Origin of the sequence: Zoogloea sp. (genome assembly GCF_041911615.1) — a bacterium.
GTDB lineage: Bacteria > Pseudomonadota > Gammaproteobacteria > Burkholderiales > Rhodocyclaceae > Zoogloea.
Map to the genome: position 1 here is coordinate 14,720 of NZ_JAYROR010000082.1, position 24,579 is coordinate 39,298.

Below are 24,579 nucleotides of genomic sequence, written 5' to 3' on the forward strand. Positions count from 1 at the left end.
CGCCACGCGCCCGCGCATGAGCGCGTATCGCGTGGCGAGCGGGAAGCGTGTACTCGGGTGTTGCTTAGTACATCTTCGGCGGCAGGGTCTGGCTGCGCAGGCGCTTGTGGTGGCGCTTGACGGCGGCGGCGAGCTTGCGCTTGCGCTCGGCGGTCGGCTTTTCGTAGAACTCGCGGGAACGGAGTTCGGGCAGCAGGCCCACTTTTTCGATGGTGCGCTTGAAGCGGCGGATGGCAACTTCAAACGGCTCGTTTTCTTTGACGCGAATACCCGGCATTGCGTGCTTCCTCGAAAATTCTTTTGACGGAAAAACGAAGAGTATAACCAAGTCGTCGCGGTCTACCAAGCTCATTTTTTGCGCGTTTTCGTCGGGCTTGCCATGGAAGGGTAAAATCGCGTTTTTTGCTTGGGCTGAACCATGCGCGTTCTGGGTATCGAAACCTCCTGCGACGAAACCGGCGTAGCCATCTACGACACGGAGCGCGGCCTGCTGGGCCACCGCCTGCATTCCCAGATCGACCTTCACGCGGCGTACGGCGGCGTGGTGCCCGAACTGGCGTCACGCGACCACATCCGCCGGCTGCCCCTGTTGCTGCGGGAGACGCTGGGTGTCACCGGGCTGGCGATGGGCGACGTGGATGCCGTGGCGTACACCGCAGGGCCGGGGCTGGCGGGCGCGCTGCTGGTCGGCTCCAGTGTCGCCGAGGCGCTCGGTGTGGCACTGGGCGTGCCGGTTTTGCCCGTGCATCACCTCGAGGGCCATCTGCTGTCGCCCTTGCTGTCCGCAACGCCGCCGACGTTTCCGTTCGTGGCGCTGCTGGTGTCCGGTGGTCATACGCAGTTGATGCGGGTGGCGGGGGTCGGCGACTACACCTTGCTGGGAGAGACGGTGGACGATGCGGCGGGCGAGGCTTTCGACAAGACCGCCAAGCTGATCGGTCTGGGTTATCCGGGGGGGCCGGCCCTGGCGCGGCTGGCGGAGGCTGGTACGCCCGGGCGCTTCAAGTTGCCGAGGCCGATGTTGCATAGTAAGGATTTTGACTTCAGCTTCAGCGGGCTCAAGACAGCGGTGCTGACCGCCGCATCGGCCGAGCGTTTCCAGTCTGCGGATCGGGCCGATCTGGCGGCGGAGTTTCAGGCGGCAGTGGTCGAGGTGCTCGTCGCCAAGTCGATGGCGGCACTCAAGCACACCGGCCTCCGACAACTGGTGGTGGCGGGGGGTGTCGGCGCCAACCTGGCGCTGCGCGCTGCGCTCGATGCCGCTGCGGCCCGACGCAAGGCGCGGGTCTTTTATCCGGAGCTGGAATTGTGCACCGACAACGGTGCGATGATCGCCTTCGCCGGGGCAATGCGTTTCAAGGCGGGGGAGCGGGGTGTCGCGGGGACGGAAGGCTGTTTCGCCGTGCGGCCGCGCTGGAGCTTGCAGGAGATCACACCGCCGCGCGGCGCCTGAGGGGGGGGCGCGGCGTCAACCGGTTTTTTTCTTGCTGCCGATCCGGCTCTCCTGGCCGGCTAGCAGGCGCTTGATGTTGTCCTTGTGGCGCCACAGCAGCAGCGCCGACATGGCTGCGATGGCGGCAATCCAGTCGGGGGCGAGGTCGAGCCCGTATGCCAGTAGCGGTGCGGCCACGGCGGCGCACAAGGCGGCGAGGGACGAGTAGCGCAGGGTGAAGGCGATCGCGATCCAGACGCCCAGCACCGCCAGCCCGAGCGTGCCGTTGGCGCCGATCAGCACCCCGGCCGCGGTCGCGACGCCCTTTCCCCCTTTGAAGCCCAGGAACAGCGGGAACAGATGGCCCAGGAAGGCGGCCAGACCGGCCACCGGCGTGGCAATGGGGCCAAGCCCGAGCGCGGGGCCGTAGGTGTCCGCCAGCCACACGGCAACCCAGCCCTTGAAGCCGTCGCCGATCAGGGTGAGGGCCGCGGCGAGCTTGTTGCCGCTGCGCAGCACGTTTGTGGCGCCGGGATTGCCTGAACCGTAGGAGCGCGGGTCGGCCATACCGAACAGGCGGCTGATCACGACGGCGAAGGGGACGGAACCGATCAGGTAGGCAACGACGAGCAAAAGGGCGAGCTGCATTTTATCGGGGACGCTTTCTGTGGGCGCGCGGGCTAGAATGTGCGGGATTTTAGCCGGGACAGACGATGGATTTCATTTTTATCGAGGCGCTGCGCGTCAAGGCCAAGGTGGGCATCTATCCGCGGGAGCGGGTGGCCGAGCAGACGCTCGAGCTTAATCTGACATTTGGCGTGCCCGATGCCGCCGCGGAACACGACGACATTGACGATACGATCGATTACGCCAAGGTGATTGCGCGCATTCGCGACGAGCTGGCCATGCATCAATTCAATCTGATCGAAACGCTCGGGGAATTCATCGTCAAATTGTTGTTCGACGAATTTGGCGCCCCTTGGGTGAAGCTGGCGATTGCCAAGATGGGCGTCATGAAAGACGTGCGGCGGGTGGGGGTATTCATTCAGCGCGGTCGCAACGGCGCCGAACCGCCCGCCCACGCACCGAGCGCGGGCTTGCCGGGCTGATCCGCCCGGCGCATTTCCGCGTTATTCGGCTGCAGAGTCAGGCGGCGGCAGCGTCCCCGGACGGCATGTTGGCGCGCAGGTCGTCCAGTGCCTTGCCCTGGGCCAGCCAGTCGATGACCCATTGCGGCTTGCGGCCGTGACCGGTCCAGCCGACGGCGGGGTTTTCGGGGTGGCGGAACTTGATCACTGAAGCCGGCTTGGCGACTTTCTTGGCCGGCTTGGCGGCGGCTTTCTTGGGGGAAGCGGCGGGTTTCTCGGCGGGCTCCTGGCCGATGACGTCGGTGAGACTCATGCCGTGCTCGGCGGCGAGCTTCTGCATCCGCTTCAGGAGATCCTTCTTGGCCGTGTCGGAACGGCGCCGGATTTCCGCCTCGACCTTGGTCTGGAGACGGCGCAATTCGGTCAGGGAAAGGGAGGAGATATCCATGATGCAGTTTTCCTTCGGCGTGGCGTTTGGGCGTTGATGCGTCGTGATGGCCGGGCCTGATGGCGCCTGGCTGGATTGCTGGAATGAAATATTTCAGACCGCTATTACGATGCTTATTTTGCCACTCTTGTGTGTCGATTTGGCAAGTCTTTTTGTGATCATTCTTTTTCGCTCATTCGAGCGCGACGTTGACCAGGGTGGGCTTTAACACGCGAAGGATGTCGTGGGGATGAACGCCGACCAGAAAACCGCGCTTGCCCCCGTTGATGTAAATGAGTGACAGGTCGAGGATGCTGCGCTCCATGAATATCGGGAGCTGCTTTCGAGTCCCGAAAGGCGATGTGCCGCCCACCAGATAGCCGGTGTGGCGCTGGGCCACTGCAGGGTCGCAAGGGCTGATCTGCTTGTGGCTGGTCTGGCGTGCGAGTTCCTTGGTGGAGACCTTGCGGTCGCCGTGCATCAGCACGATCAGGGGATGTCGGCTTTCGTCCTCCATCACCAGGGTTTTGACGACGGCATGTTCGGGCACATTCAATTCACGGGATGAAACTTTCGTGCCGCCGTGATCTTCGTAGGTGTAAAGATGGGTAGAGAAAGCGAGCTGGTGTTGCCGCAGGAAACGGGTAGCCGGTGTTTCGGGGGGGTGCGGGTCTGGGCGGGTCATGGGTGGCTCGAATAGGAAGTCAATTGCCGTTGGCGGCGGGGAATTCAGATGACGCCTTCGTGGCCTAATAGCCAGCGTTTTGTGTCGATCAGGAAGCCGCGGGTGTCGTGCGCGAAGCCGCCGATTCCGCTTGCGGCGACGACCCGATGGCAGGGAACGACGATGGGAAGGGGATTGTCTCCGCAGGCCTGGCCCACGGCCCGGGCAATACTGCCGGCGTCGCGCGCCAGCGCGCCGTAGGTGCGGGTCTGGCCGCGGGGAATCGCGGCAATCGCGGCCCAGATCCGGCGCCGGAACGCCGTGCCCTGGCGAGCCAGTGGCAATTCGAAAACGAAGTCGGGGTCGGCGAGATAGCGCGTGATCTGGTTGGCCGTCTTTTCGGCCAGCGCGTTGACCGGCGCGACGAGGACGTGGGCGGGGGGCAGGAATTCGATCCGCTCGACCAATTTGCCAGGGGCTGCAATGCCGATTGCGCCAAATGGCGCCGGCATCACCGCGCAAAAGGTCGGTCGATTAGCTGGGCCAGGGTTCTGCAGGGGGCGGGGCAATTGCGTCATGGTCGAATTCTGCGCGCCTGCCCCGGCCCCGGCAAGGGGGTCAGCCTTTCCCGAGCAGCACGCTCTTGAGATCGCCATCGGCGGGCTTTTCGCCCAGCCAGATGCGCAGCAAGGCGCGGTAGAAATCCTCGCCGGGAATGTCCTTGCCGCGGATTTCATTGCCGACGTAGAGGCGGGTGCCGTAGGCGGGGAGCCATTCGAGGCGGATCTGGGTGCCGCTGGGGGCGGATTTGAGGCCGAGCAGGGCCGTGCGGAATTCGTCGCTGCGGGCCTGCAGTTTGGCGAATTCGGCCTCGCTGTGGTTTTTCTTGAGGCCGTCGAGAAGGGCGTCGGCAAACTGTTCGGCGCTGAGTTCGCGCAGGGTGACGATCTGGATGCGCTTCGGGCCGGGCTGGCTGGCGACGGCGTCGGCGGTGTCAGCGCGGCGGGGCAGGTAGAGACCCATGGCGTAAACCTTGACCATGAAGCGGGTGCGCAGGCCGGCGCCGTTGAGGGCGAGGTCGCTGCCGGCGACGGCGGTGCGATCGTCGAAGTGGATGCCGGCGATGTCGGTGGCGAGGGCGGGAAGGCTGAGGTTGGCGAGGACGCCGGCGAGGATGGCGGCGCGCAGGGCGGTGGGCATGGCTGTCTCCTGGGTGTGGATGCTCAAACGCCCGTTCATCGAATTTTTATTCGATTTCGAACGGGCGTTTTAATCTTAACCGGAAGACTTCCGGCAGGGGAAGTGCAGCCTGCGTCGATGGGTGTCAGGCGCGCACGTTGCCGTCTCCGAAGACGATCCACTTCTGGCTGGTGAGGCCTTCGAGGCCGACCGGGCCGCGGGCGTGGATCTTGTCGGTGGAAATCCCGATCTCGGCGCCGAGGCCGTATTCGAAGCCGTCGGCGAAGCGCGTGGAGGCGTTGATCATCACCGAGGCGGAATCGACCTCGCGCAGGAAGCGCATCGCCCGGGTGTAGTCCTCGGTGACGATGGATTCGGTGTGCTGGGACGAGCAGGTGTTGATGTGCTCAATCGCCTCGTCGAGCCCGGCGACGACCTTGATGGCGATGATCGGGGCGAGGAATTCCTCGGTCCAGTCGGATTCGACCGCGGCCTTGAGCTGGGCCTCGGGGATGCCGGCTTCGCGCAGGATCGTCAGGGACACCGGACAGGCGCGCAGCTCGACGCCCTTGCCAGCCAGCATGGTGCCGATGGCGGGCAGCTGGGCCTTCGCGATGGCGGCATCGACCAGCAGCGATTCGGTGGTGTTGCAGGTGCCGTAGCGCTGGGTTTTCGAGTTTTCGACGATGGCGAGGGCCTTGGCCGGATCGGCGCGCTCGTCTACGTACACATGGCAGTTGCCGTCCAGGTGCTTGATGACGGGTACGCGGGCGTCGTTGGAAATGCGCTCGATGAGGCCCTTGCCGCCGCGGGGGACGATCACGTCCACGAACTGGGGCATGGTGATGAGCTCACCGACGGCGGCGCGGTCGGTGGTCTCGACCACCTGGATCGACATTTCGGGCAGGCCCGCGGCAGCCAGGCCGGCGCGCACGCAGGCGGCGACGGCCTGGTTGGAGTGCAGGGCCTCTTTGCCGCCACGCAGGATCGCCGCGTTGCCGGACTTGAGGCACAGGGCGGCGGCGTCGGCGGTGACGTTGGGGCGGGCTTCGTAGATGATGCCGATGACACCCAGCGGCACGCGCATCTTGCCGACGGTGATGCCGGACGGACGGCGCTTGAGATCAGTCATCTCGCCGACCGGGTCGGGCAGGGCGGCGACCTGCTCGAGGCCGAGGGCCATCGATTCGATGCCTTTTTCGGAAAGCGTGAGGCGATCGATCATGGCCGGCTCGAGGCCGCTCTCGCGGGCTTCGGCGAGATCCCGGGCATTGGCTTCGAGGAGCTGGGTCTTGCGGGCGCGGATTTCGGCGGCCATGGCGAGCAGGGCGGTGTTCTTGGCGTCGGTGGAGGCGGCAGCCACGGCGCGGCTGGCGGCGCGGGCCTGGCGGCCGACGGTCTGCATGTAGGTCTTGATGTCCATCTTTTCTCGCTTTGAATCGATTGTCGGCGCGTCAGCGCCGGGCCGGTGTGGCGTCGCGCGCGAGACGCAGGCAGAGCTGGAGGCATTCGTCCCAGACGTCGCCGCCGGCAAGACCCTTGATCATCCGGTCAATCTTCGCGGCGTGCAAGATGGCCGTGCGTAACACGCCGCCCTCGAGACGGGGCAGGGCACGCTGGATGGCGTGTTTGCGCCGCTCGTCGAAGACCCGCTCGGCCTTGAGGAGCCCCTGCAGCGGCTGGCCCTCGTCCAGGCCCTGGCGCAGGTTGGCAAGGGTGCGGATCTCGTTGGTGAGGGCCCATAGCACCAGCAGCGGCGCCTCGCCTTCGCCCTTGAGGCCTTCGAGCAGGCGCGCGCAGCGGGCTGCGTCGCCGTCGAGGAGAGACTGGCGCAAGGTGTCCACGTTGTAGCGTGCGACGTTGAGGATGGCGTCGCGCACCGCGTCGAGGGTGAGTTCGCCCGGCGGGTGGAGGAGGCCGAGCTTGAGGATTTCCTGGTGTGCGGCGAGGAGATTGCCTTCCACGTGGTCGGCGATGAAGGCGAGGGCGTCGGGACCGGCCTTTTGTTGCTGGCGGGCCAGGCGCTGCGCGATCCAGTCGGGCAAGCGGTCGCGCTCGGGGGCGTTGGTCTCGACGACGATGCCGGCCTCGGCCAGCGCACCGAACCAGGCGGCCTTGCGGGTCGCCCAGTCGAGTTCGGGAAGGGTGACGAGGGTCACGACGCCGTCGTCGAGGCTCCGGGCGTAGCGCTGCAGGACCTCGCCGCCTTCGCGACCGGGCTTGCCGTTGGGGATGCGCAGGTCCACCAGCTTGCTGGCGCCGAACAGCGACAGGTTGCCGGCGGCCGACTGCAGCTCGGTCCACTTGAACCCCTGGCCGGCCACCAGTACCTCGCGCTCGACGTAGCCCTGGCGACGGGCGGCCGCGCGTACCGCGTCGCCTGCTTCGAGTACCAGCAGCGGTTCGTTGCCGTGCAGGACGTAGAGCGGGGCGAGGGGCTTGTCGAGATGGGCGGCGAGCTGCTCGGGACGCAGGTTCACGGCTTGGGCGCGGGGGCGTCGGCCGGTGGCGCCTCCGGCATCTTGACGGCGGCGAGGCGGCGCATCAGCTGCTGGACGAGGTCGTTCTGCATGTCGCGGTAGAGCAGAGTTTCTTCCTGCTGCTTGGCGAGTAGCTGGGTGTCGTCGAAGGCGAGGTCGCGCCGCAGGAAGATTTCGGTGGACGGGAGGATTTCCTGTCCGCCCTTGCCGACCAGCCGATAGATGAAGCGCTGGCGCAGCTGGTATTCGCGCACCCGGCCCTGGGTGTTGAGGGCGAGGATCACCTTGTCCTTGATGTCGGCCTGGACTTCGAGGCGCACCTGGGCGTCCTCGGCCCGTTCGGCCAGCACGGTGTCGCCGTTGGCGCGGATCTGACGGCGGATGGCGGCGGCGAGTTCGGAATACTGGTACATGCCCAGGTAGATCGACTCGAACGGCAGCGGCCGCGCACCGCGCAACTGGAAGCCGCAGCCCACCAGCAGCAGCGGCGCGGCGCCGAGCAGGCCGAGGACGCGGCGGCGGCCGATCCGGGAGGTGGCGCTCATCGGGGCGCTCCTTGGTTGAGGCGCTGACGTTCCTGCTCGTAGGCGTCGTAGCTGGGCGGCGGCGGCTCCCGGTTGATGTCGCGGCCCGGTTCGTGCTGCCGGCGGGCGTTTTCCTGGCGCAGGCTTTCGTACCAGGTCCGGTCGCCCGGCGCAGCGCAGCCGGCGGCGAGGGCGACGAGACTCAGGCAGGCGAGGGTGCGAAGCATGGGGCGCCTCCGGTTGTTCAGCCGACGATGTTGACGAGACGGCCGGGCACGACGATGACCTTCTTCGCCGGGCGGCCTTCGAGGAACTTGACCGCGGCCTCGTTGGCGAGGGCGGCGGCTTCGATCACGTCCTTCGGCGCGTCGGCGGCGACGCGGACCGAGCCGCGCAGCTTGCCGTTCACCTGGAGCATCAGTTCGACCTCGTCCTGCTCCAGCGCGGCCTCCAGCGGCTCGGGCCAGGCTGCGGCCAGGATGTCGTCGCCGTAGCCCAGATCGCGCCACAGGGCGTGGCTGATGTGCGGGGTGAGCGGCGAGAGCACGCGCAGCAGGATGCCGAAGCATTCCTCGATGACCTCGGCGGCGAGGGCGCCTTCGCGCGGGGCCTTCTCGAGGGCGTTGAGCATCTTCATGGTGGCCGAGGCCACGGTGTTGAACTGCTGCTTGCCCAGGTCGTAGTTGGCCTGCTTGAGGAGCAGGTGGATCTCGCGGCGGAAGGCGGCCAGGGCTTCCGGCAGCTTGGTGCCGGCGAGCTGGCGTTCGGCACCGATCTGCGGGCGGATCTCGGTGCCGAAGGTGTGGCCGAAGCTCCAGACCCGGCGCAGGAAGCGGTAGGCACCTTCGACGCCGGCGTCGGACCACTCGAGGGTCTGCTCGGGCGGGGCGGCGAACATCATGAAGAAGCGCGCGGTGTCGGCACCGTATTGCTCGATCAGGGCCTGCGGGTCCACGCCGTTGTTCTTGGACTTGGACATGGTGGTGAGCTCGTGCTCGAGCACCGTGCCGTCCTTCTTGAGCGTCGCGCCGGTGATCTGGCCCTTGGCGTCCTTCTGGATGTCGATCTCGCTTTCCCAGAAGTAGTTCTTGCCGCCGCCTTCGGGTTTGTGGAAGAAGGCGTTGTTGAGCACCATGCCCTGCGTGAGCAGGTGGGCGAAGGGCTCGCGGTATTCGACGAGGCCCAGGTCGCGCATCACCTTGGTCCAGAAGCGCGAGTACAGCAGGTGCAGGATCGCGTGCTCGATGCCGCCGATGTACTGGTCGACGGTCATCCAGTAGTTGGTCTCGTCGTCGACCATCCTGTCGGCGCCGAACTTCGTGGCGTAGCGGGCGTAGTACCAGGACGAATCCACGAAGGTGTCCATGGTGTCGGTCTCGCGGCGGGCCGGCTTGCCGCAGCTCGGGCAGGTGCAGGCGAGGAAGTCCTCGCGCTTGTGCAGCGGGTTGCCGGCGCCGTCCGGGACGCAGTCTTCGGGCAGCACCACCGGCAACTGGTCGTCGGGCACGGGCACCGAGCCGCAGCTGTCGCAGTGGATGATGGGGATCGGGCAGCCCCAGTAGCGCTGGCGCGAGATGCCCCAGTCGCGCAGGCGCCACTGCACCTTTTTTTCGCCGACTTCCTGGGCGGCGAGGTCGGCCGCGATGGCATCGACGGCGGCCTGGTAGCCGAGGCCGTCGTACTTGCCGGAGTTGATGCAGACGCCGTCCTTGCTGCCGTACCACTCTTCCCAGGCGTCCAGCGAGTAGGGCTTGTCGCCCACCGCCACGACCTGCTCGATGGCGATGCCGTATTTCTTGGCGAAGGCGAAGTCACGCTCGTCGTGGGCGGGCACGCCCATCACGGCGCCGTCGCCGTAGCTCATCAGCACGTAGTTGCCGACCCACACCTCGACCTGCTTGCCGGTGAGCGGATGGGTGACGTAGAGGCCGGTGGGCAGACCTTCCTTTTCCATCGTGGCCATGTCGGCTTCCATCACTGAGCCGTGCTTGCACTTCTCGATGAAGGCGGCGAGCTCGGGCTTGCCCTTGGCGGCGTGCAGCGCCAGCGGGTGCTCGGCGGCCACGGCGCAGAAGGTGACGCCCATGATGGTGTCGGCGCGGGTGGTGAATACCCACAGCTTGCCATCGCCGATCGGGCCGGTTTCATCGGCGATGTCGTGCTTGAAGGCGAAGCGCACGCCGGTGCTCTTGCCGATCCAGTTGGCCTGCATCAGCTTGACGCGCTCGGGCCAGCCGCCGAGGGTGTCCAGGTCGGCCAGCAGCTCGTCGGCGTAGTCGGTGATCTTGAGGTAGTAGCCGGGGATCTCGCGCTTCTCGACCAGCGCGCCGGTGCGCCAGCCGCGGCCGTCGATGACCTGCTCGTTGGCGAGCACGGTCTGGTCGACCGGGTCCCAGTTGACGACCTGGGTCTTGCGCTCGGCGATACCCTTTTCGAGCATGCGCAGGAAGATCCACTGGTTCCACTTGTAGTATTCGGGCGTGCAGGTGGCCAGTTCGCGGCTCCAGTCGATGGCAAAGCCGAGGGACTTGAGCTGCTGCTTCATGTAGGCGATGTTGTCGTAGGTCCACTTGGCGGGCGGCACCTGGTTCTTGATCGCGGCGTTCTCGGCGGGCAGGCCGAAGGCGTCCCAGCCCATCGGCTGCAGGACGTTGTAGCCCTTCATCTTGTGGAAGCGGGACAGCACGTCGCCGATCGTGTAGTTGCGCACGTGGCCCATGTGCAGCTTGCCCGACGGGTACGGGAACATCGACAGGCAGTAGTACTTGGGCTTGGTGGCGTCGGCGGTGACGCGGAAGGCGGCGCTGTCGTCCCAGTGTTGCTGGGCGGCACGTTCGATGTCGGCGGGGAGGTATTTGTCCTGCATTTTTTCCTGCATCGGCGGGGGAGATCGAAGAGAATGGCGCGCGGCGCGGTGAAAACCGTGTCGCGCACGGCCGTCGCGGACGAGCCCAAACCCCGTATTATAAACCGCTCCGGCTGAGCCCGCTTTGCGATGCTCAACGCCTTGATGTCACGAGATATTTCGAGTGGGCCTCGGGTTTGTGCGCATGTCACGCAGCGATGCCTCTGCTACAATTGTTATCCCGCAATGCAACATTTCTCCATGTCCGAACCCCTTGTCCGCCTTGAAAACGTCCGCTTCGCCTACGGCGCGCGGACGATCCTGCGCGATGTCTCCATGTCGATCCCGCGCGGCAAGGTCGTGGCGATCATGGGGGGCAGCGGCAGCGGCAAGACGACCCTGCTGCGCCTGATCGGCGGTCAGGAACGCGCTGCTGGCGGGCGGGTGGTCGTGGCCGGGCAGGATGTGGCCACGCTGGGGCGCGACGCGCTCTACGCGATGCGCCGGCGCATGGGCATGTTGTTCCAGTTCGGCGCGCTGTTCACCGACATGACGGTGTTCGACAACGTGGCCTTTCCGCTGCGCGAGCACACCGATCTGCCGCCCGAGCTCATCAACGATCTCGTGTTGATGAAGCTCCATGCAGTGGGCCTCCGCGGTGCTGCGCGGCTGATGCCGGGCGAGCTCTCCGGCGGCATGGCGCGGCGCGTGGCGCTGGCCCGCACGATCGCCCTCGACCCGATGCTGCTGATGTACGACGAGCCCTTCACCGGCCTCGATCCGATTTCTCTCGGCGTGATCGGTCAGCTGATCCGCCGTCTCAACGACGCTCTCGGCGCGAGCTCGGTGATCGTCACCCACGATATCCACGAGTCGCTGCAGATCGTCGATTACATCTACTTCATCTCCGAAGGGCGCGTGGTGGCCGAGGGCACGCCGGACGAAATCCGCAATTCCACCGATCCCTTCGTGCATCAGTTCGTCCAGGCCGAGGCCGACGGCCCGGTGCCCTTTCACTACCCGGCCGGCGACTACGCCACCGCCCTCACCGGAGGGGGTGCCTGATGGGCGACGTGTTCCGCAAGCTGGGCCGGGTGACGGTCAATGGTGTCTGGCAGCTGGGCTTCATCGCCCGCTTCTTCTGGCTGATCCTGCTGTACTCGGGGCAGTCGTTCTCGCGCCTGCACCTGACGATCCGCGAGCTGTATTTCAGCGGCGTGCTGTCGCTGCTCATCATCCTGGTGTCAGGGTTGTTCGTCGGGCTGGTGCTCGGGTTGCAGGGCTTCGAGATCCTGCAGCGCTACGGCTCGACCGAGGCGATGGGCACGATGGTCGCGCTGTCGCTGCTGCGTGAGCTGGGGCCGGTGGTGGCGGGGCTGCTGTTCGCCAGCCGTGCCGGTTCGGCGGTGACCGCCGAGATCGGTTTGATGAAGGTCACCGAGCAGCTGAAGGCGATGGACATGATGGCCGTGAGTCCGATCGCCCGGGTCGTGGCGCCGCGTTTCTGGGGTGGCGTGATTTCGATGCCGCTGCTGGCGGCGCTGTTCTCGACGATGGGCATCTTCGGCGGCTGGCTCATCGGCGTGGTCTTCATCGGCGTTGATGACGGCGCTTTCTGGGGGCAGATGCAGGCGGCGGTCGACTTCCGCTACGACGTGCTCAACGGCGTCATCAAGAGCTGCGCCTTCGGCGTCGCGGTGGCGCTGATCGCCGTCTTCGAGGGCTACGACTGCGTGCCCACCGCCGAAGGCGTGTCACGAGCGATCACCCGCACCGTGGTAAGTTCGGCGCTGGCCATCCTGGCGCTCGATTTTGTAATGACGTCTTTCATGTTCCGAGGTTTATGATGAATCGCACGACGCTCGATCTGTGGGTCGGAGTCTTCGTGGCGATGGGGATCGCCGCGCTGTTGTTCCTGGCGCTCAAGGTCGGCAGTATTTCCGGCTCGGAGATCAAGTCGCCCTATACCCTCAGCGCCCATTTCGACAACATCGGTGGGCTCAAGCTGCGTGCGCCGGTCAAGAGCGCTGGCGTCCTGGTGGGGCGCGTCGAGGAGATCCGCTACGACAATGAACGCTTCCAGGCAGAGGTGGTCTTCAAGGTGGATGGGCGCTACAAGTTCCCGGTGGATACCTTTGCCAGCATCCTCACCTCCGGTCTGCTTGGCGAGCAGTATCTCGGCCTCGATCCCGGCGGCGAGGAAAAAAACCTGGCGCCCGGCGAAGTCATCAAGAAGACCCAGTCGGCCGTTGTCCTCGAAAAGCTGATCAGCCAATTCATGTTTGGCAAGGCGGCCGACGGCGACGCGGCCCCGGCAAAATAAGGCGGCGTCCCAGCCGCCACCCCATTCCGACGGAGAGCGCATGACGGCCTACCGGCCGTCGGCAGAGCACCATGAACAACAGGAAAACCGACTCGAAAGCCGTGCTGCGCCGCGTTGCCCCGCTGCTGCTGGCGCTCGGCCTCGCCGCCTGTGCCGGCCCTGGCGGTCATCCGAAGGATCCGCTGGAGCCGCTCAACCGGGCCACCTTCCGCTTCAACGAAGAAGCCGACCGTTACGTGATGCGCCCCGCCGCCGAGGTCTATGACCTGGCGCCGCTGCCGGTCAAGGTCGGCGTCGGCAACGTTTTCGGCAACCTGGCGGACATCTGGATCGGGGTGAACAACCTGCTTCAGGGCAAGTTCCTCGACGGGTTGTCCGATGGCGGGCGGGTGCTGGTCAATACCACCATCGGCATGTTCGGCATCTTCGACATCGCTTCCGAGCTGGGGCTCGAGAAGCACGACGAAGACCTCGGCCAGACCCTCGGCCGCTGGGGGGTGGGCGACGGGCCTTACCTCGTGCTGCCCTTCCTCGGCGCCAGCAACGTGCGCGATACCGTCGGCCTCGTCGGCGACCTGCGCGTCGATCCGGTGCGGGCCGTCGAGGACATGGGCAACCGCAACCGGCTGACCGCGCTGCGCTTCATCAACCGGCGCGCCCAACTGCTCGGCGCGGACACCACCGCGGAGCAGGCAGCCCTCGACAAGTACGACTACCTGCGCAGCTTCTACATGCAGTATCGGAAGAGCCAGATCTACGACGGTCGCCCGCCGCGCGACAAGGATCTGGACGACGATCCCGGCGCCGACGATCCGGTCGCGCCGTCCCCCGACAAGAAAGAGACCGCCCAATGAAGAAGATCGCTTCGCTGCTCGCCACCCTCGTCCTCGGGCTCGGCCTCCAGGCCGCCGCCTTCGCCCAGAGCGTCGCCCCCGACACCCTCGTGAAGGGCGTCACCGACGACGTCATCGCCATCGTCCGTCAGGACAAGGCAATCCAGTCCGGCGACACTCGCAAGGCCGTCGATCTGGTCGAGAGCAAGGTGCTGCCGTACTTCGACTTCGCGCACATGACCCGCCTCGCGGTGGGCAAGGACTGGCGCCAGGCGACCCCCGAGCAGAAGGCCGCGCTGACCCAGGAGTTCAAGAATCTGCTGGTTCGCACCTATTCCAACGCGCTCACCCAGTACCGCAATCAGCAGATCGACTTCAAGCCGCTCAAGGCCAAGCCCGAAGACACCGACGTGGTGGTTCGCACCGAGGTGCGTCAGCCCGGCGCCAAGCCGGTGCAGATCGACTACAGCCTCGACAAGCAAGGCGACAGCTGGAAGGTGTACGACGTGATGGTGGCCGGCGTCAGCCTCGTCACCAATTATCGCGACAGCTTCGGCCAGGAAGTGCGCGCCGGCGGCATCGACGGCCTGATCAAGTCCCTCAAGGACAAGAACAAGCAGCTCGAAACCACGGTTTCCGCCAAGAAATGATCCGCGAAGACGGCGCCTGCCTCGCGCTCGAAGGCCCGCTCACCCTCGCCACCGTCGCCGCATTGGCGGAGGCCGGGCGCGATCTGGTCGCCGCGGCCGATCGCAGCGTCGATCTCTCTGCCGTCAGTCAGGTGGACTCCTCCGCCCTGGCCTTGCTGCTGAGCTGGACCCGGGTCGCCCGCGGCGCCGGCCGGCGGCTCACCATCGTCGGTGCGCCGGCACCGCTGGTGAGCTTGGCGTCCCTCTACGACGTCGATACCATTCTGTCTTTCGGACGCTGAGCCCCAGCGCCGCTTTCCCGTTTCCGTCATGAGTCCAGCGATCCGCATAGCCGGCGTCACCAAGCGTTTCCGTTCACTGCAGGCGCTCGCCGGGGTCGATCTGGAGATCGGCCAGGGCGAGTTCTTCGGTCTGCTCGGCCCAAACGGCGCCGGCAAGACGACGCTCATCTCCTGTCTCGCGGGCCTCGCGCGGCCCGATTCCGGTACCCTCGAAGTCATGGGCCACGACGTGGTGCGCGATTACCGCGCCGCTCGCATGGCGCTGGGCGTGGTGCCTCAGGAACTCGTTTTCGACCCGTTCTTCTCGGTGCGCGAGATGTTGCGCATCCAGTCCGGCTACTTCGGGCTCAAGCACAACGACGACTGGATCGACGAGATCCTCCACCACCTCGACCTCACCCCCAAGGCCGGCGCCAACATGCGGATGCTCTCGGGGGGCATGAAGCGCCGTGCGCTGGTGGCTCAGGCGCTGGTGCACCGGCCGCCGGTGATCGTCCTCGACGAGCCCACCGCCGGGGTCGACGTCGAATTGCGCCAGGGCTTGTGGCAGTTCATCCGCAAGCTCAACCAGGACGGCCACACCATCGTCCTCACCACCCATTACCTCGAAGAGGCCGAAACCCTGTGCGGGCGCATCGCGATGCTCAAGAGCGGTCGCATCGTCGCCCTCGACACCACTGCCAACCTGCTGCAGCGTTTCGCCAGCCACGCCCTCAAGGTGACCGTCGCGGCCCCGGTGGTGTTGCCCCCGGCGCTGGCGCAGAAGCTCACGCGGTCCGAGGGCGCGGTGCTGGAGTTCGGTTTCGAGCGCTTCGAGGAAGTGGCCGAACTGCTCGCGGGCGTCCAGTCGGCGGGAGGCGCCATCGCCGACATCGCACTCGGTACGCCGGACATGGAGCAGGTCTTCGTCGGCATCATGAACCAGAACTGAGAGACCCATGGAAGGCTTCAAGACCCTGCTCTACAAGGAGTGCCTGCGCTTCTGGAAGGTCGGCTTCCAGACCGTGCTGTCGCCGGTGCTCACCGCGGTGCTGTACCTGCTGATCTTCGGCCACGTGCTCGAAGACCACGTCCAGCCGTATCCGGGCGTCAGCTACACCGCCTTCCTGGTGCCCGGGCTGGTGATGATGACGGTGCTGCAGAACGCCTTCGCCAACAGCTCGTCGTCGCTCATCCAGAGCAAGATCACCGGCAACATCGTGTTCGTGCTGCTGCCGCCGATCTCGTACCGGGAGTTCTACGCCGCCTACGTGATCGCCGCGGTGCTGCGCGGCGCCGCCTGCGGACTCGGCGTGCTGCTGGTGTCGCTGCCCTTCGTGTCGTTCAACGTCGCCCAGCCCGCCTGGATCGTCGCCTTCACGCTGCTCGGTGGCGCCTTCCTGGCGAGTCTCGGGGTGATCGCGGGCATCTGGGCCGACAAGTTCGACCAGCTCGCCGCGTTCCAGAACTTCCTGATCATGCCGCTCACGATGCTGTCGGGCGTCTTCTATTCGATACATTCCCTGCCTGCCTTCTGGCAGGGCGTGTCGCATTTCAACCCGTTCTTCTTCATGATCGACGGATTCCGTTTCGGCTTTTTCGGCGTCTCCGACGTGTCCCCGTGGACCAGCATCGGCGTCGTGACGGCCTGTTTTGTCGTGCTCGCGGCGGTCACCCTGCAGATGCTTGCGCGGGGTTACAAGCTGCGTGCCTGAGGATCGAAAACCATGTTCCAAGCAACCGAAATCGAACGCCTGATCGCCGCCGGCCTCGACTGCGACTTCCTGCGGATCGAAGGCGACGACGGCGTGCACTTCTCCGGCATCGTCGTGAGCGGCGCCTTCGAGGGCAAGCCCAAGGTCCGCCAGCATCAGGCCGTCTACGCCACCCTCGGCAAGCTGATGGGCAACGAGATCCACGCCCTCCAGCTCACCACCTACACCCCCGCCCAGTGGGCTGAATTTCAGAAGGAACTGGGCTGACCGCCCGGATTGTCGATGGATAAACTGCTGATTGCCGGCGGCACCCGCCTGTCGGGCGAGATCGCCATTTCCGGCGCCAAGAACGCCGCCCTGCCCATCCTGTGCGCTGCGCTGCTCACCAAGGAAGCGGTCACCTTCACCAACGTGCCGCGCCTCAACGACATCGGCACGCTGCTGCGCCTGCTCGAACAGATGGGCGTCAAGGTCACCCGCGACGGTGATACCGTCACCCTGGATGCCGGTGGCGTGAACAACCCGGTCGCCTCCTACGAGATGGTCAAGACCATGCGCGCCTCGATCCTCGTGCTCGGGCCGCTGGTGGCGCGCTTCGGCGAGGCCCGCGTGAGCCTGCCCGGCGGCTGCGCGATCGGCGCCCGCCCGGTGGATCAGCACATCAAGGGTCTGCAGGCGATGGGCGCCGACGTGAAGGTCGAGCACGGCTACGTCAATGCCAAGGTGCCGCGCCTCAAGGGCGCCCGCATCTTCACCGACATGGTCACGGTGACCGGCACCGAAAACCTGATGATGGCCGCCTGTCTGGCCGACGGCGAGACCGTCATCGAAAACGCCGCCCGCGAACCCGAGGTCGTCGACCTGGCCAACTGCCTGGTGGCGATGGGCGCCCAGATCTCCGGCGCCGGTGGCGACGTGATCCGCATCAAGGGCGTGCCGGCCCTCCATGGCGCGACCCACCGTGTCATGCCCGACCGCATCGAGACCGGCACCTACCTGTGTGCCGCGGCTGTCACCGGCGGCGAAGTGCGCCTGACCGGCACGTCGGCCTGTTACCTCGACGCCGTCATCGACAAGCTGATGGATGCCGGCTGCGAGATCACCGGCGAGCGCGACGCGATCCACCTGAAGGCGCCGGCGCGGCTTGCCGCCGTGAGCCTGCGCACCGCCCCGTACCCGGCCTTCCCGACCGACATGCAGGCGCAGTTCATGGCGCTCAACGCGGTGGCCGACGGCACGGCCGTGATCCGCGAGACGATCTTCGAGAACCGCTTCATGCACGCCGTTGAGCTGCAGCGTCTGGGCGCCGACATCAAGATCGACGGTAACACCGCCTTCGTGAAGGGCGTCGCCCGCCTGCAGGGCGCCACCGTGATGGCCACCGACCTGCGTGCGTCGGCCAGCCTCATCATCGCCGGCCTGGTGGCCGAGGGCGAGACCACCGTCGAACGCATCTACCACCTCGACCGCGGCTACGAGAAGCTCGAAGCCAAGCTCGCGGCACTGGGCGCCAACGTCCGCCGCCTGAGCTGACCCGCGGCCCGCCATGGAAGCGTGGATCGTTTCGCTGGCGGGCGGCAATCCGGTGTTCTCCGGCGGGCTCGCCCTGGGCTTGCTGGGGGCGCTGGCCTACTGGTTGAAGGAGGCGGTGCCGGCCGCGCTGGCCTTTCTCAGCCGCTACGTCGTCTCGACGGTCACCATCGACAACCGCGACGAAATCCTCTTTCCCACCGTCGTCGAGTACATGCACGCCCGCGACGTGCTGCGGCGGATCAACCAGTTCACCGTGCGCGCGGTGAAGGAGTCCGACGCGTACCAGAGCCTCGCCGACGATCTGCGCCAGGGCATTCGGCCCCGCGCCTTCCTGTCGCCGGCCGAGGGCTTCCACCTCTTCTGGCTCGACGGCCGGCTGATGTGGATGCGCCGCGAGATCAGCGTCGGGCAGACCATCTTCGAGAAGATCGCGCTGTCCACCTTCGGGCGCGACAAATCGGTGCTCGAAGCCTTCATTCACGCCGCGATCGACGCCCGGGTGGCCCGCGAACTCGACAAGATCGCCATCTACATTCCCAACCCCTACACCCACGGCGACTGGTCGCGGGCGCGGCTGGGCAACAACCGTCGGCTCGCTTCCATCGTCCTCAAGGCCGGGCAGACCGAGCAGATCCTGGCCGACCTGGGGCGCTTCTTCGCCGACAAGGCGCGCTACGACGACCTGGGCATTCCGTGGCGGCGCGGCTACCTGCTGTACGGCGCGCCGGGCACCGGCAAGACGTCCCTGGTCACCGCGCTCGCTTCCGAGATGCGCCTCAACGTATGCAGCCTGTCGCTCGCCGCCTCCGGCATCACCGACGACAAGATCGGCAGCCTGCTCGCCAGCGTGCCGCCGCGCTCGATCATCCTGATCGAGGATGTGGACGCCTTCTTCCGCCAGCGCGAACAGCAGAGCCAGCAGGTGCGCCTGTCGTTCTCGGGTTTTCTCAACGCCCTCGACGGCGTTGCCGCCCACGAAGGCTCGGTGGTCTTCATGACCACCAATCACCCGGAAACCCTCGACGAGGCGCTGATCCGTTCCGGCCGGGTGGATTTCCGGATGGAACTCGGCCTGTGCGATCGGCACCAGCTCGCCGGCATGTTCCGCAAGTTCCACGACGATCCCGTCCTTGCCGAGGCCTTCGCAGCGGCGCTGCCCGACGTCACCCTCTCGCCCGCGACGGTGCAGGAGCGCCTGCTCAAGGCGCGCACCCCCGCCGAAGCCTTCGCCTGCTTCGACCTGCCGCCGCCGGCTGGCTCGGCCCCCTGACGGGCGGCCCTCCGATCGGCTAAAATCACTTTTTGCTCAGACAGATCATCATCTTGAACGGCATCACGCTCGCCCTCTCGAAGGGCCGAATCTTCGAGGAAACCCTGCCGCTGCTCGCTGCCGCGGGGATCACGCCGACCGACAACCCCGAGTCGTCGCGCAAGCTCATCATCGGCACCAACCGGCCCGACGTGCGTCTGGTCATCGTGCGCGCCACCGACACGCCGACTTACGTGCAGTACGGCGCCGCCGACATGGGCATCGCCGGCAAGGACACCCTCATCGAGCACGGCGGTAGCGGGCTCTACCAGCCGCTCGACCTCAACATCGCCAAATGCCGGCTGTGCGTGGCGGTGCGCAAGGATTTCGACTACGCCGCGGCGGTCAAGCGCGGCGCGCGCATCCGCGTCGCCACCAAGTACGTCAAGGCCGCCAAGGAGCATTTCGCCGCCAAGGGCGTGCACGTGGACCTCATCAAGCTCTACGGCTCGATGGAGCTCGCGCCGCTGGTCGGCCTGGCCGACGCCATCGTCGACCTCGTCTCCACCGGCGGCACCCTCAAGGCCAACAACCTGGTCGAGGTCGAGGACATCATGCCGATCAGCTCGCGCCTGGTCGTCAACCAGGCCTCCCTCAAGCTCAAACGCGACCTCATCCAGCCGGTGCTGGATGCCTTTGCCGGAGCCATCAAGCCATGAGCGAACAGATCCGCCGCCTGTCGTCGGCCGCGCCCGACTTCACCGCCACCCTCGACGCCCTGCTGGCCTTCGAGGGCAGCGCCGACGCCGCCATCGAGCAGGCCGTTGCCGACATCCTGCAGGCCGTGCGTCGCGACGGCGACGCGGCGGTGGTCGAATTCACCCGTCGCTTCGACCACCTCGACGTGGCCGACATGGCCGCGCTCGAACTCCCGCGGGCCGAGCTTGACGCGGCCCTCGCCGGCTTGTCCGCCGAGCAGCGCGCCGCCCTCGAGGCTGCCGCGGCGCGCGTGCGTAGCTACCACGAGCGTCAGGTGCAGGAATCCTGGCGCTACAGCGACACCGCACCCGGCATGGAGGGCACCCGTCTCGGCCAGAAGGTCACGCCGCTGGATCGGGTCGGCCTCTACGTGCCCGGCGGCCGCGCCTCCTACCCTAGCTCGGTGCTGATGAACGCCATTCCCGCCAAGGTGGCCGGCGTCGGCGAGCTGATCATGGTTGTGCCGACGCCCCGCGGCGAGAAGAACCCGCTGGTCCTGGCCGCCGCGGCGATCACCGGCGTCGATCGGGTGTTCACCATCGGTGGCGCCCAGGCCGTGGCCGCGCTGGCCTACGGCACCGCGAGCATTCCCCAGGTGGACAAGATCGTCGGTCCCGGCAACGCCTACGTGGCGAGCGCCAAGCGCCGCGTGTTCGGCACCGTCGGCATCGACATGGTGGCCGGCCCCTCCGAGGTGCTGGTCATCTCCGACGGCTCCGGCGAACCCGACTGGGTGGCGATGGACCTCTTCGCCCAGGCCGAACACGACGAGCTCGCCCAGTCGATCCTGCTGTGCACCGACGAAGCCTTCATCGCCCGCGTCGAAGCCAGCATCGCCCGCCTGCTGCCCGAGATGCCGCGCCGCGACACCATCGCCACCTCGCTCAAGAACCGGGGGGCGCTGATCCATGTGCGCGACCTCGCCGAAGCCTGCGAGATCGCCAACCGGATCGCCCCCGAGCACCTCGAGTTGTCCCTGGCCGATCCCTACCAGTGGGTCGACGAGATCCGCCACGCCGGCGCGATCTTCATCGGTCACTACTCGGTCGAGGCGCTCGGCGACTACTGTGCCGGCCCCAACCACGTGTTGCCGACGATGCGCAGCGCCCGTTTCTCGAGCCCGCTGGGTGTCTACGATTTCCAGAAGCGCACCAGCCTGATCGACGTCTCCGAGGCGGGCGCCCAGACGCTCGGCCGGATCGCGTCCGTCCTTGCCCACGGCGAAGGGCTGCAGGCGCATGCGCGCTCGGCGGAGATGCGCCTGAAGGCGTGAGCAGCCCTGCTGCCATCCCCCCGGTCATTCAAAAAATCCGAATGATCGGTGGGGGCGATCAACAAAAAGCCGCGTCCTCGAACGCGGCTTTTTGCTGGCGGGGTCCGACAGGTCAGCCGAGGATGGCCTTCAGCGCCGCCACCAGCAGCGCGCACTGGGCGTCGGTGCCCACGGTGATACGCAGGAACTGGTCGATCCGCGCCGCCTTGAAGTGGCGCACGATGATGCTGCGCTCGCGCAGGCGGGCCGACAGCGTGGCGGCGTCGTGGCCCGGATGGCGGGCGAACACGAAGTTGGCGGCCGACGGCAGCACCTCGAAGCCGAGCGCAGTCAGGTCGGCGCTGAGGCGTTCGCGGCTGGCGATCACCTTGCGGCGGGTCGCGTCGAACCACGCCGCATCGTCCATCGCGGCGCTGGCGCCCGCCAGGGCGAGGCGGTCGAGCGGGTATGAGTTGAAGCTGTCCTTGACGCGGGTGAGGGCCTCGATCAGCTCCGGCTGGCCGATCGCGAAGCCGACTCGCAGCCCGGCCAGCGAACGCGACTTGGACAACGTCTGGGTGACCAGAATGTTCGGATGCTTGCGGATCAGTGCCACCGCCGTGGGGATCGCGTCGAGACCGCCGAAATCCACGTAGGCTTCGTCGATCACGATGGGCGCGTCCGGCAGCGCGGCGGCGAGGCGTTCGACCTCGGCCAGCGGCAGCAGGCGGCCGGTCGGGGCGTTGGGGTTCGGGAAGATCACCGCGCCGGCGCCCTTGGCGAGGTAATCATCGATGCGGATCGAGAAGTCGTCGGCCAGCGGCACGGCCCGGTAGTCGATGCCGTACAGGCCGCAGTAAACCGGGTAGAAGCTGTAGGTGATATCCGGGAAGAGCAGCGGCTTGTCGTGCTTGAGCAGGGCCTGGAAGGTGTGCGCCAGCACCTCGTCGGAGCTGTTGCCGACAAACACCCATTCGGCCGGCACGTCGAAATGGCGGGCGACGGCGACCTTGAGCTCACTCCCGAGGGGGTCGGGGTAGAGCTTGAGGTGGTCGGCGTCGGCGCCGAGTTCGGCCTGGATCGCGGCCAGCACGCGGGGGCTGGGCGGATAGGGGTTCTCGTTGGTGTTGAGCTTGACCAGGTTGGCGAGCTTGGGCTGCTCGCCCGGCACATACGGGGTCAGGCCGTGGACGACGGGGCTCCAGAAACGGCTCATGGCAGATCGGCTCCGCGGCAGCACGTGCCGCAAGGGACGGTGAAAACGTGAAATGCTATCATGGCCGTTCCGATTACCTCGTTTCGACTGTTTTTCCTGGAAAATCACCCCATGCGGCAAGCTGAAATCACCCGCGATACCCTCGAGACCAAGATCCGGGTCAGGATCGACCTGGACGGCTCGGGCAAGCGCCAGCTCAACACCGGTATCGGTTTCTTCGACCACATGCTCGACCAGATCGCCCGTCACGGTGCATTCGATCTCGAGATCGAAGCGGTCGGCGACCTGCACATCGACGGGCACCATACGGTGGAAGACGTGGGCATCAGCGTCGGCCAGGCCTTCGCGAAGGCGGTCGGCGACAAGAAGGGTCTGACCCGCTACGGCCACGCCTACGTGCCCCTCGACGAGGCGCTGTCCCGCGTGGTGGTTGATCTGTCGGGCCGGCCGGGGCTGGAGTTCGATGTGCCCTTCACGGCCGGCATGATCGGCGCGCTCGACACCCAGCTCGTCTACGAATTCTTCCAGGGCTTCGTCAATCACGCCGGCGTGAGCCTGCACATCGACAACCTGAAGGGCCGCAACGCGCACCATCAGTGCGAGACCGTCTTCAAGGCCTTCGGTCGCGCGCTGCGCATGGCCGTCACGCCCGACCCGCGCCAGGCCGGCGTGATTCCGTCCACGAAGGGGGCCCTGTGAGCAAGGTCGCCATCATCGATTACGGCATGGGCAACCTGCGTTCGGTGGCCAAGGCCATCGAGCACGTCGCGACCGGTGCCACCGTCGTCGTCACCGCCGATCCGGCCGAAGTGCTGTCGGCCGAACGGGTGGTCTTCCCCGGCCAGGGGGCGATGCCCGACTGCATGCGCGAGCTCGATGCCCGCGGCCTGCGTCCGGCGGTGCTCGAAGCGGCGCGCAGCAAGCCCTTCCTGGGCATCTGCATCGGTCAGCAGATGCTGTTCGAGCACAGCGAGGAGGGCAACGTGCCCGGCCTCGGCGTCTTCAAGGGCGAGGTGCGGCGTTTCCCGGCCGAACGGATGGTGGCCGCCGACGGCGCCCGCCTCAAGGTGCCCCACATGGGCTGGAACGAGGTCTGGCAGAAGCAGGCCCATCCGCTGTGGGCCGGCATCCCCGACGGCGCGCGCTTCTACTACGTGCACAGCTACTACGTGGACCCGGCCGATCCCGCGCTCGTCGCGGCCAGTACCGACTACGGCATCCCCTTTACCGGGGCGGTAGCGCAGGCTAATATCTTCGCCGTCCAATTCCACCCGGAAAAGAGCGCCCAGGCCGGCCTGCAGATGCTGTCCAATTTCATGTCTTGGAAGCCCTGATCCGCGCTGCCTGCGTATCCTTTTTCGTCCGACGTTCCCTGTCCTCCTCCTTACTGCACTTCTTCATATGCTGCTCATTCCCGCCATCGACCTCAAGGACGGTCACTGCGTGCGCCTGAAACAAGGCGAAATGGATGCTGCCACGGTCTTCTCCGAAGACCCCAGGGCGATGGCCCGTCACTGGGTCGAGCAGGGTGCCCGCCGTCTGCATCTGGTGGATCTGAACGGCGCCTTTGCCGGCAAGCCCAAGAACGAGGCGGCGATCAAGTCGATCCTCGCCGAAGTCGGCGACGAAATTCCGGTCCAGCTGGGCGGCGGCATCCGCGATCTCGACACCATCGAGCGCTATCTCGACGCCGGTCTCAGCTACGTCATCATCGGCACCGCCGCGGTCAAGAACCCCGGTTTCCTGCACGATGCTTGCGGCGCCTTCCCCGGCCACATCATCGTCGGTCTCGACGCCAAGGACGGCAAGGTGGCCGTGGATGGCTGGTCCAAGCTCACTGGTCACGACGTCATCGACCTCGCCAAGAAGTTCGAGGACTACGGTGTCGAGGGCGTCATCTACACCGACATCGGTCGTGACGGCATGCTCTCCGGCGTCAATATCGAAGCCACCGTCAAGCTCGCCCAGGCGCTGCGCATTCCCGTCATCGCCAGCGGTGGCATCGCGGCGCTGGCCGATGTGGAAGCGCTCTGCGCGGTCGAATCCGAAGGCATCACCGGCGCCATCACCGGCCGTGCGATCTACGAAGGTACCCTCGATTTCGCCGCCGCCCAGGCCCGCGCCGACGCGCTCAACGGGGCCGCCTGATC

30 protein-coding genes are annotated in these 24,579 nt (G+C 66.5%); 18 read left to right on the forward strand and 12 right to left on the reverse strand.

The window, feature by feature from the left end; translation table 11 throughout:
* Positions 1-64 precede the first annotated feature (64 nt).
* The gene (gene rpsU / locus ACE3P2_RS09695) at positions 65-277 is read right to left on the reverse strand and encodes a 30S ribosomal protein S21 (protein ID WP_079432811.1); all 213 of its coding nucleotides are present in this window, start codon (positions 275-277) and stop codon (positions 65-67) included.
* Positions 278-418: 141 nt separating this feature from the next.
* On the opposite strand from rpsU, the gene tsaD reads away from it, so the two are divergent.
* Complete coding sequence (tsaD, locus tag ACE3P2_RS09700; protein ID WP_374263856.1) at positions 419-1,453, forward strand: tRNA (adenosine(37)-N6)-threonylcarbamoyltransferase complex transferase subunit TsaD; 1,035 nt, start codon at positions 419-421, stop codon at positions 1,451-1,453.
* Positions 1,454-1,468: 15 nt separating this feature from the next.
* Here the strand turns inward: tsaD and plsY are convergent, their stop codons facing one another.
* The gene (gene plsY, locus ACE3P2_RS09705) at positions 1,469-2,080 is read right to left on the reverse strand and encodes a glycerol-3-phosphate 1-O-acyltransferase PlsY (RefSeq protein WP_374263858.1); all 612 of its coding nucleotides are present in this window, start codon (positions 2,078-2,080) and stop codon (positions 1,469-1,471) included.
* 65 nt (positions 2,081-2,145) lie between these two features.
* Between plsY and ACE3P2_RS09710 the strand changes: the two genes are divergently transcribed.
* Positions 2,146-2,541 carry a dihydroneopterin aldolase gene (locus tag ACE3P2_RS09710; protein ID WP_374263860.1) on the forward strand — a complete coding sequence of 132 codons (396 nt, stop codon included), beginning with the start codon at positions 2,146-2,148 and terminating at the stop codon, positions 2,539-2,541.
* A gap of 37 nt (positions 2,542-2,578) precedes the next feature.
* Here the strand turns inward: ACE3P2_RS09710 and ACE3P2_RS09715 are convergent, their stop codons facing one another.
* The 9 genes from ACE3P2_RS09715 to leuS all read right to left on the reverse strand — a co-directional run bounded on the left by ACE3P2_RS09715 (position 2,579) and on the right by leuS (position 10,660).
* The gene (locus ACE3P2_RS09715) at positions 2,579-2,968 is read right to left on the reverse strand and encodes an H-NS family nucleoid-associated regulatory protein (protein ID WP_374263862.1); all 390 of its coding nucleotides are present in this window, start codon (positions 2,966-2,968) and stop codon (positions 2,579-2,581) included.
* Positions 2,969-3,140: 172 nt separating this feature from the next.
* Entirely contained in the window at positions 3,141-3,632 is a 492-nt protein-coding gene (gene ybaK / locus ACE3P2_RS09720; protein WP_374263864.1) for a Cys-tRNA(Pro) deacylase, read from the reverse strand.
* A gap of 44 nt (positions 3,633-3,676) precedes the next feature.
* A complete protein-coding gene (locus ACE3P2_RS09725) occupies positions 3,677-4,189 on the reverse strand; it encodes a methylated-DNA--[protein]-cysteine S-methyltransferase (protein WP_374263866.1) in 513 nt (170 codons plus the stop codon).
* Between the two features lie 40 nt (positions 4,190-4,229).
* Entirely contained in the window at positions 4,230-4,811 is a 582-nt protein-coding gene (locus ACE3P2_RS09730) for a chalcone isomerase family protein (protein ID WP_374263868.1), read from the reverse strand.
* Between the two features lie 124 nt (positions 4,812-4,935).
* On the reverse strand, positions 4,936-6,213 hold the full coding sequence (locus ACE3P2_RS09735) for a glutamate-5-semialdehyde dehydrogenase (RefSeq protein WP_374263870.1): 1,278 nt from the start codon (positions 6,211-6,213) through the stop codon (positions 4,936-4,938).
* A 31-nt stretch (positions 6,214-6,244) separates the two neighbouring features.
* Positions 6,245-7,270, reverse strand: a complete 1,026-nt coding sequence (holA, locus tag ACE3P2_RS09740; RefSeq protein ID WP_374263872.1) for a DNA polymerase III subunit delta — start codon at positions 7,268-7,270, stop codon at positions 6,245-6,247.
* Positions 7,267-7,815 carry an LPS assembly lipoprotein LptE gene (lptE, locus tag ACE3P2_RS09745; protein ID WP_374263874.1) on the reverse strand — a complete coding sequence of 183 codons (549 nt, stop codon included), beginning with the start codon at positions 7,813-7,815 and terminating at the stop codon, positions 7,267-7,269. The genes holA and lptE overlap by 4 nt, the downstream gene beginning before the upstream one ends.
* Positions 7,812-8,021, reverse strand: coding sequence for a hypothetical protein (locus ACE3P2_RS09750; RefSeq protein ID WP_374263876.1), 210 nt, complete (start codon positions 8,019-8,021; stop codon positions 7,812-7,814). The genes lptE and ACE3P2_RS09750 overlap by 4 nt, the downstream gene beginning before the upstream one ends.
* A 17-nt stretch (positions 8,022-8,038) precedes the next feature.
* Entirely contained in the window at positions 8,039-10,660 is a 2,622-nt protein-coding gene (gene leuS / locus ACE3P2_RS09755; protein ID WP_374263877.1) for a leucine--tRNA ligase, read from the reverse strand.
* 240 nt (positions 10,661-10,900) lie between these two features.
* Between leuS and ACE3P2_RS09760 the strand changes: the two genes are divergently transcribed.
* The 13 genes from ACE3P2_RS09760 to hisD all read left to right on the forward strand — a co-directional run bounded on the left by ACE3P2_RS09760 (position 10,901) and on the right by hisD (position 21,234).
* Positions 10,901-11,704, forward strand: coding sequence for an ABC transporter ATP-binding protein (locus ACE3P2_RS09760; protein WP_374263879.1), 804 nt, complete (start codon positions 10,901-10,903; stop codon positions 11,702-11,704).
* A complete protein-coding gene (gene mlaE, locus ACE3P2_RS09765; protein ID WP_374263881.1) occupies positions 11,704-12,486 on the forward strand; it encodes a lipid asymmetry maintenance ABC transporter permease subunit MlaE in 783 nt (260 codons plus the stop codon). Before ACE3P2_RS09760 ends, mlaE begins: the two co-directional genes overlap by 1 nt.
* Complete coding sequence (gene mlaD / locus ACE3P2_RS09770) at positions 12,486-12,962, forward strand: outer membrane lipid asymmetry maintenance protein MlaD (protein WP_374263883.1); 477 nt, start codon at positions 12,486-12,488, stop codon at positions 12,960-12,962. Before mlaE ends, mlaD begins: the two co-directional genes overlap by 1 nt.
* Before the next feature lie 71 nt (positions 12,963-13,033).
* A complete protein-coding gene (locus tag ACE3P2_RS09775; RefSeq protein ID WP_374263884.1) occupies positions 13,034-13,816 on the forward strand; it encodes a VacJ family lipoprotein in 783 nt (260 codons plus the stop codon).
* Positions 13,813-14,445 carry a phospholipid-binding protein MlaC gene (locus ACE3P2_RS09780; RefSeq protein ID WP_374263886.1) on the forward strand — a complete coding sequence of 211 codons (633 nt, stop codon included), beginning with the start codon at positions 13,813-13,815 and terminating at the stop codon, positions 14,443-14,445. The genes ACE3P2_RS09775 and ACE3P2_RS09780 overlap by 4 nt, the downstream gene beginning before the upstream one ends.
* A complete protein-coding gene (locus tag ACE3P2_RS09785) occupies positions 14,442-14,726 on the forward strand; it encodes a lipid asymmetry maintenance protein MlaB (RefSeq protein ID WP_374263888.1) in 285 nt (94 codons plus the stop codon). The genes ACE3P2_RS09780 and ACE3P2_RS09785 overlap by 4 nt, the downstream gene beginning before the upstream one ends.
* Before the next feature lie 28 nt (positions 14,727-14,754).
* The gene (locus ACE3P2_RS09790; RefSeq protein ID WP_374263890.1) at positions 14,755-15,657 is read left to right on the forward strand and encodes an ABC transporter ATP-binding protein; all 903 of its coding nucleotides are present in this window, start codon (positions 14,755-14,757) and stop codon (positions 15,655-15,657) included.
* 7 nt (positions 15,658-15,664) lie between these two features.
* The gene (locus ACE3P2_RS09795) at positions 15,665-16,420 is read left to right on the forward strand and encodes an ABC transporter permease (protein ID WP_374263892.1); all 756 of its coding nucleotides are present in this window, start codon (positions 15,665-15,667) and stop codon (positions 16,418-16,420) included.
* Between the two features lie 12 nt (positions 16,421-16,432).
* Positions 16,433-16,687, forward strand: coding sequence for a BolA family protein (locus ACE3P2_RS09800; RefSeq protein WP_374263894.1), 255 nt, complete (start codon positions 16,433-16,435; stop codon positions 16,685-16,687).
* A gap of 15 nt (positions 16,688-16,702) precedes the next feature.
* Complete coding sequence (gene murA / locus ACE3P2_RS09805) at positions 16,703-17,953, forward strand: UDP-N-acetylglucosamine 1-carboxyvinyltransferase (protein ID WP_374263896.1); 1,251 nt, start codon at positions 16,703-16,705, stop codon at positions 17,951-17,953.
* Between the two features lie 13 nt (positions 17,954-17,966).
* Positions 17,967-19,223 (forward strand): AAA family ATPase, encoded by a 1,257-nt coding sequence (locus ACE3P2_RS09810; protein WP_374263898.1) that lies wholly within the window; start codon positions 17,967-17,969, stop codon positions 19,221-19,223.
* A gap of 53 nt (positions 19,224-19,276) precedes the next feature.
* Positions 19,277-19,921 carry an ATP phosphoribosyltransferase gene (gene hisG / locus ACE3P2_RS09815; RefSeq protein ID WP_374263900.1) on the forward strand — a complete coding sequence of 215 codons (645 nt, stop codon included), beginning with the start codon at positions 19,277-19,279 and terminating at the stop codon, positions 19,919-19,921.
* Positions 19,918-21,234: a histidinol dehydrogenase gene (gene hisD / locus ACE3P2_RS09820; protein ID WP_374263902.1), complete on the forward strand. Its 1,317-nt coding sequence runs from the start codon at positions 19,918-19,920 to the stop codon at positions 21,232-21,234. Before hisG ends, hisD begins: the two co-directional genes overlap by 4 nt.
* A gap of 112 nt (positions 21,235-21,346) precedes the next feature.
* Here hisD and hisC read toward each other — a convergent pair whose 3' ends face one another.
* Positions 21,347-22,429, reverse strand: coding sequence for a histidinol-phosphate transaminase (gene hisC, locus ACE3P2_RS09825; RefSeq protein ID WP_374263904.1), 1,083 nt, complete (start codon positions 22,427-22,429; stop codon positions 21,347-21,349).
* Between the two features lie 111 nt (positions 22,430-22,540).
* Between hisC and hisB the strand changes: the two genes are divergently transcribed.
* The 3 genes from hisB (at position 22,541) to hisA (ending at position 24,577) form a co-directional block, all read left to right on the forward strand.
* Complete coding sequence (gene hisB, locus ACE3P2_RS09830) at positions 22,541-23,128, forward strand: imidazoleglycerol-phosphate dehydratase HisB (protein WP_374263906.1); 588 nt, start codon at positions 22,541-22,543, stop codon at positions 23,126-23,128.
* Complete coding sequence (hisH, locus tag ACE3P2_RS09835; RefSeq protein ID WP_374263908.1) at positions 23,125-23,763, forward strand: imidazole glycerol phosphate synthase subunit HisH; 639 nt, start codon at positions 23,125-23,127, stop codon at positions 23,761-23,763. The genes hisB and hisH overlap by 4 nt, the downstream gene beginning before the upstream one ends.
* A gap of 67 nt (positions 23,764-23,830) precedes the next feature.
* Complete coding sequence (hisA, locus tag ACE3P2_RS09840) at positions 23,831-24,577, forward strand: 1-(5-phosphoribosyl)-5-[(5-phosphoribosylamino)methylideneamino]imidazole-4-carboxamide isomerase (protein ID WP_374263910.1); 747 nt, start codon at positions 23,831-23,833, stop codon at positions 24,575-24,577.
* The last annotated feature ends 2 nt before the right edge of the window (positions 24,578-24,579 follow it).

What these genes read in the sequence shown, in the direction of transcription:
- ACE3P2_RS09785 (WP_374263888.1), top strand. Translation starts at nt 14,442, where the DNA reads ATGATCCGCGAAGACGGCGCCTGCCTCGCGCTCGAAGGCCCGCTCACC.
- hisA (WP_374263910.1), top strand. Translation starts at nt 23,831, where the DNA reads ATGCTGCTCATTCCCGCCATCGACCTCAAGGACGGTCACTGCGTGCGC.
- ACE3P2_RS09795 (WP_374263892.1), top strand. Translation starts at nt 15,665, where the DNA reads ATGGAAGGCTTCAAGACCCTGCTCTACAAGGAGTGCCTGCGCTTCTGG.
- ACE3P2_RS09750 (WP_374263876.1), bottom strand. Translation starts at nt 8,021, where the DNA reads ATGCTTCGCACCCTCGCCTGCCTGAGTCTCGTCGCCCTCGCCGCCGGC.
- ACE3P2_RS09730 (WP_374263868.1), bottom strand. Translation starts at nt 4,811, where the DNA reads ATGCCCACCGCCCTGCGCGCCGCCATCCTCGCCGGCGTCCTCGCCAAC.
- mlaD (WP_374263883.1), top strand. Translation starts at nt 12,486, where the DNA reads ATGAATCGCACGACGCTCGATCTGTGGGTCGGAGTCTTCGTGGCGATG.
- rpsU (WP_079432811.1), bottom strand. Translation starts at nt 277, where the DNA reads ATGCCGGGTATTCGCGTCAAAGAAAACGAGCCGTTTGAAGTTGCCATC.
- ACE3P2_RS09780 (WP_374263886.1), top strand. Translation starts at nt 13,813, where the DNA reads ATGAAGAAGATCGCTTCGCTGCTCGCCACCCTCGTCCTCGGGCTCGGC.
- hisD (WP_374263902.1), top strand. Translation starts at nt 19,918, where the DNA reads ATGAGCGAACAGATCCGCCGCCTGTCGTCGGCCGCGCCCGACTTCACC.
- ACE3P2_RS09710 (WP_374263860.1), top strand. Translation starts at nt 2,146, where the DNA reads ATGGATTTCATTTTTATCGAGGCGCTGCGCGTCAAGGCCAAGGTGGGC.
- ACE3P2_RS09760 (WP_374263879.1), top strand. Translation starts at nt 10,901, where the DNA reads ATGTCCGAACCCCTTGTCCGCCTTGAAAACGTCCGCTTCGCCTACGGC.
- ACE3P2_RS09715 (WP_374263862.1), bottom strand. Translation starts at nt 2,968, where the DNA reads ATGGATATCTCCTCCCTTTCCCTGACCGAATTGCGCCGTCTCCAGACC.
- plsY (WP_374263858.1), bottom strand. Translation starts at nt 2,080, where the DNA reads ATGCAGCTCGCCCTTTTGCTCGTCGTTGCCTACCTGATCGGTTCCGTC.
- leuS (WP_374263877.1), bottom strand. Translation starts at nt 10,660, where the DNA reads ATGCAGGACAAATACCTCCCCGCCGACATCGAACGTGCCGCCCAGCAA.
- ACE3P2_RS09810 (WP_374263898.1), top strand. Translation starts at nt 17,967, where the DNA reads ATGGAAGCGTGGATCGTTTCGCTGGCGGGCGGCAATCCGGTGTTCTCC.
- hisB (WP_374263906.1), top strand. Translation starts at nt 22,541, where the DNA reads ATGCGGCAAGCTGAAATCACCCGCGATACCCTCGAGACCAAGATCCGG.
- tsaD (WP_374263856.1), top strand. Translation starts at nt 419, where the DNA reads ATGCGCGTTCTGGGTATCGAAACCTCCTGCGACGAAACCGGCGTAGCC.
- ACE3P2_RS09775 (WP_374263884.1), top strand. Translation starts at nt 13,034, where the DNA reads ATGAACAACAGGAAAACCGACTCGAAAGCCGTGCTGCGCCGCGTTGCC.
- hisC (WP_374263904.1), bottom strand. Translation starts at nt 22,429, where the DNA reads ATGAGCCGTTTCTGGAGCCCCGTCGTCCACGGCCTGACCCCGTATGTG.
- ACE3P2_RS09735 (WP_374263870.1), bottom strand. Translation starts at nt 6,213, where the DNA reads ATGGACATCAAGACCTACATGCAGACCGTCGGCCGCCAGGCCCGCGCC.
- murA (WP_374263896.1), top strand. Translation starts at nt 16,703, where the DNA reads ATGGATAAACTGCTGATTGCCGGCGGCACCCGCCTGTCGGGCGAGATC.
- ACE3P2_RS09800 (WP_374263894.1), top strand. Translation starts at nt 16,433, where the DNA reads ATGTTCCAAGCAACCGAAATCGAACGCCTGATCGCCGCCGGCCTCGAC.
- mlaE (WP_374263881.1), top strand. Translation starts at nt 11,704, where the DNA reads ATGGGCGACGTGTTCCGCAAGCTGGGCCGGGTGACGGTCAATGGTGTC.
- ACE3P2_RS09790 (WP_374263890.1), top strand. Translation starts at nt 14,755, where the DNA reads ATGAGTCCAGCGATCCGCATAGCCGGCGTCACCAAGCGTTTCCGTTCA.
- ybaK (WP_374263864.1), bottom strand. Translation starts at nt 3,632, where the DNA reads ATGACCCGCCCAGACCCGCACCCCCCCGAAACACCGGCTACCCGTTTC.
- lptE (WP_374263874.1), bottom strand. Translation starts at nt 7,815, where the DNA reads ATGAGCGCCACCTCCCGGATCGGCCGCCGCCGCGTCCTCGGCCTGCTC.
- ACE3P2_RS09725 (WP_374263866.1), bottom strand. Translation starts at nt 4,189, where the DNA reads ATGACGCAATTGCCCCGCCCCCTGCAGAACCCTGGCCCAGCTAATCGA.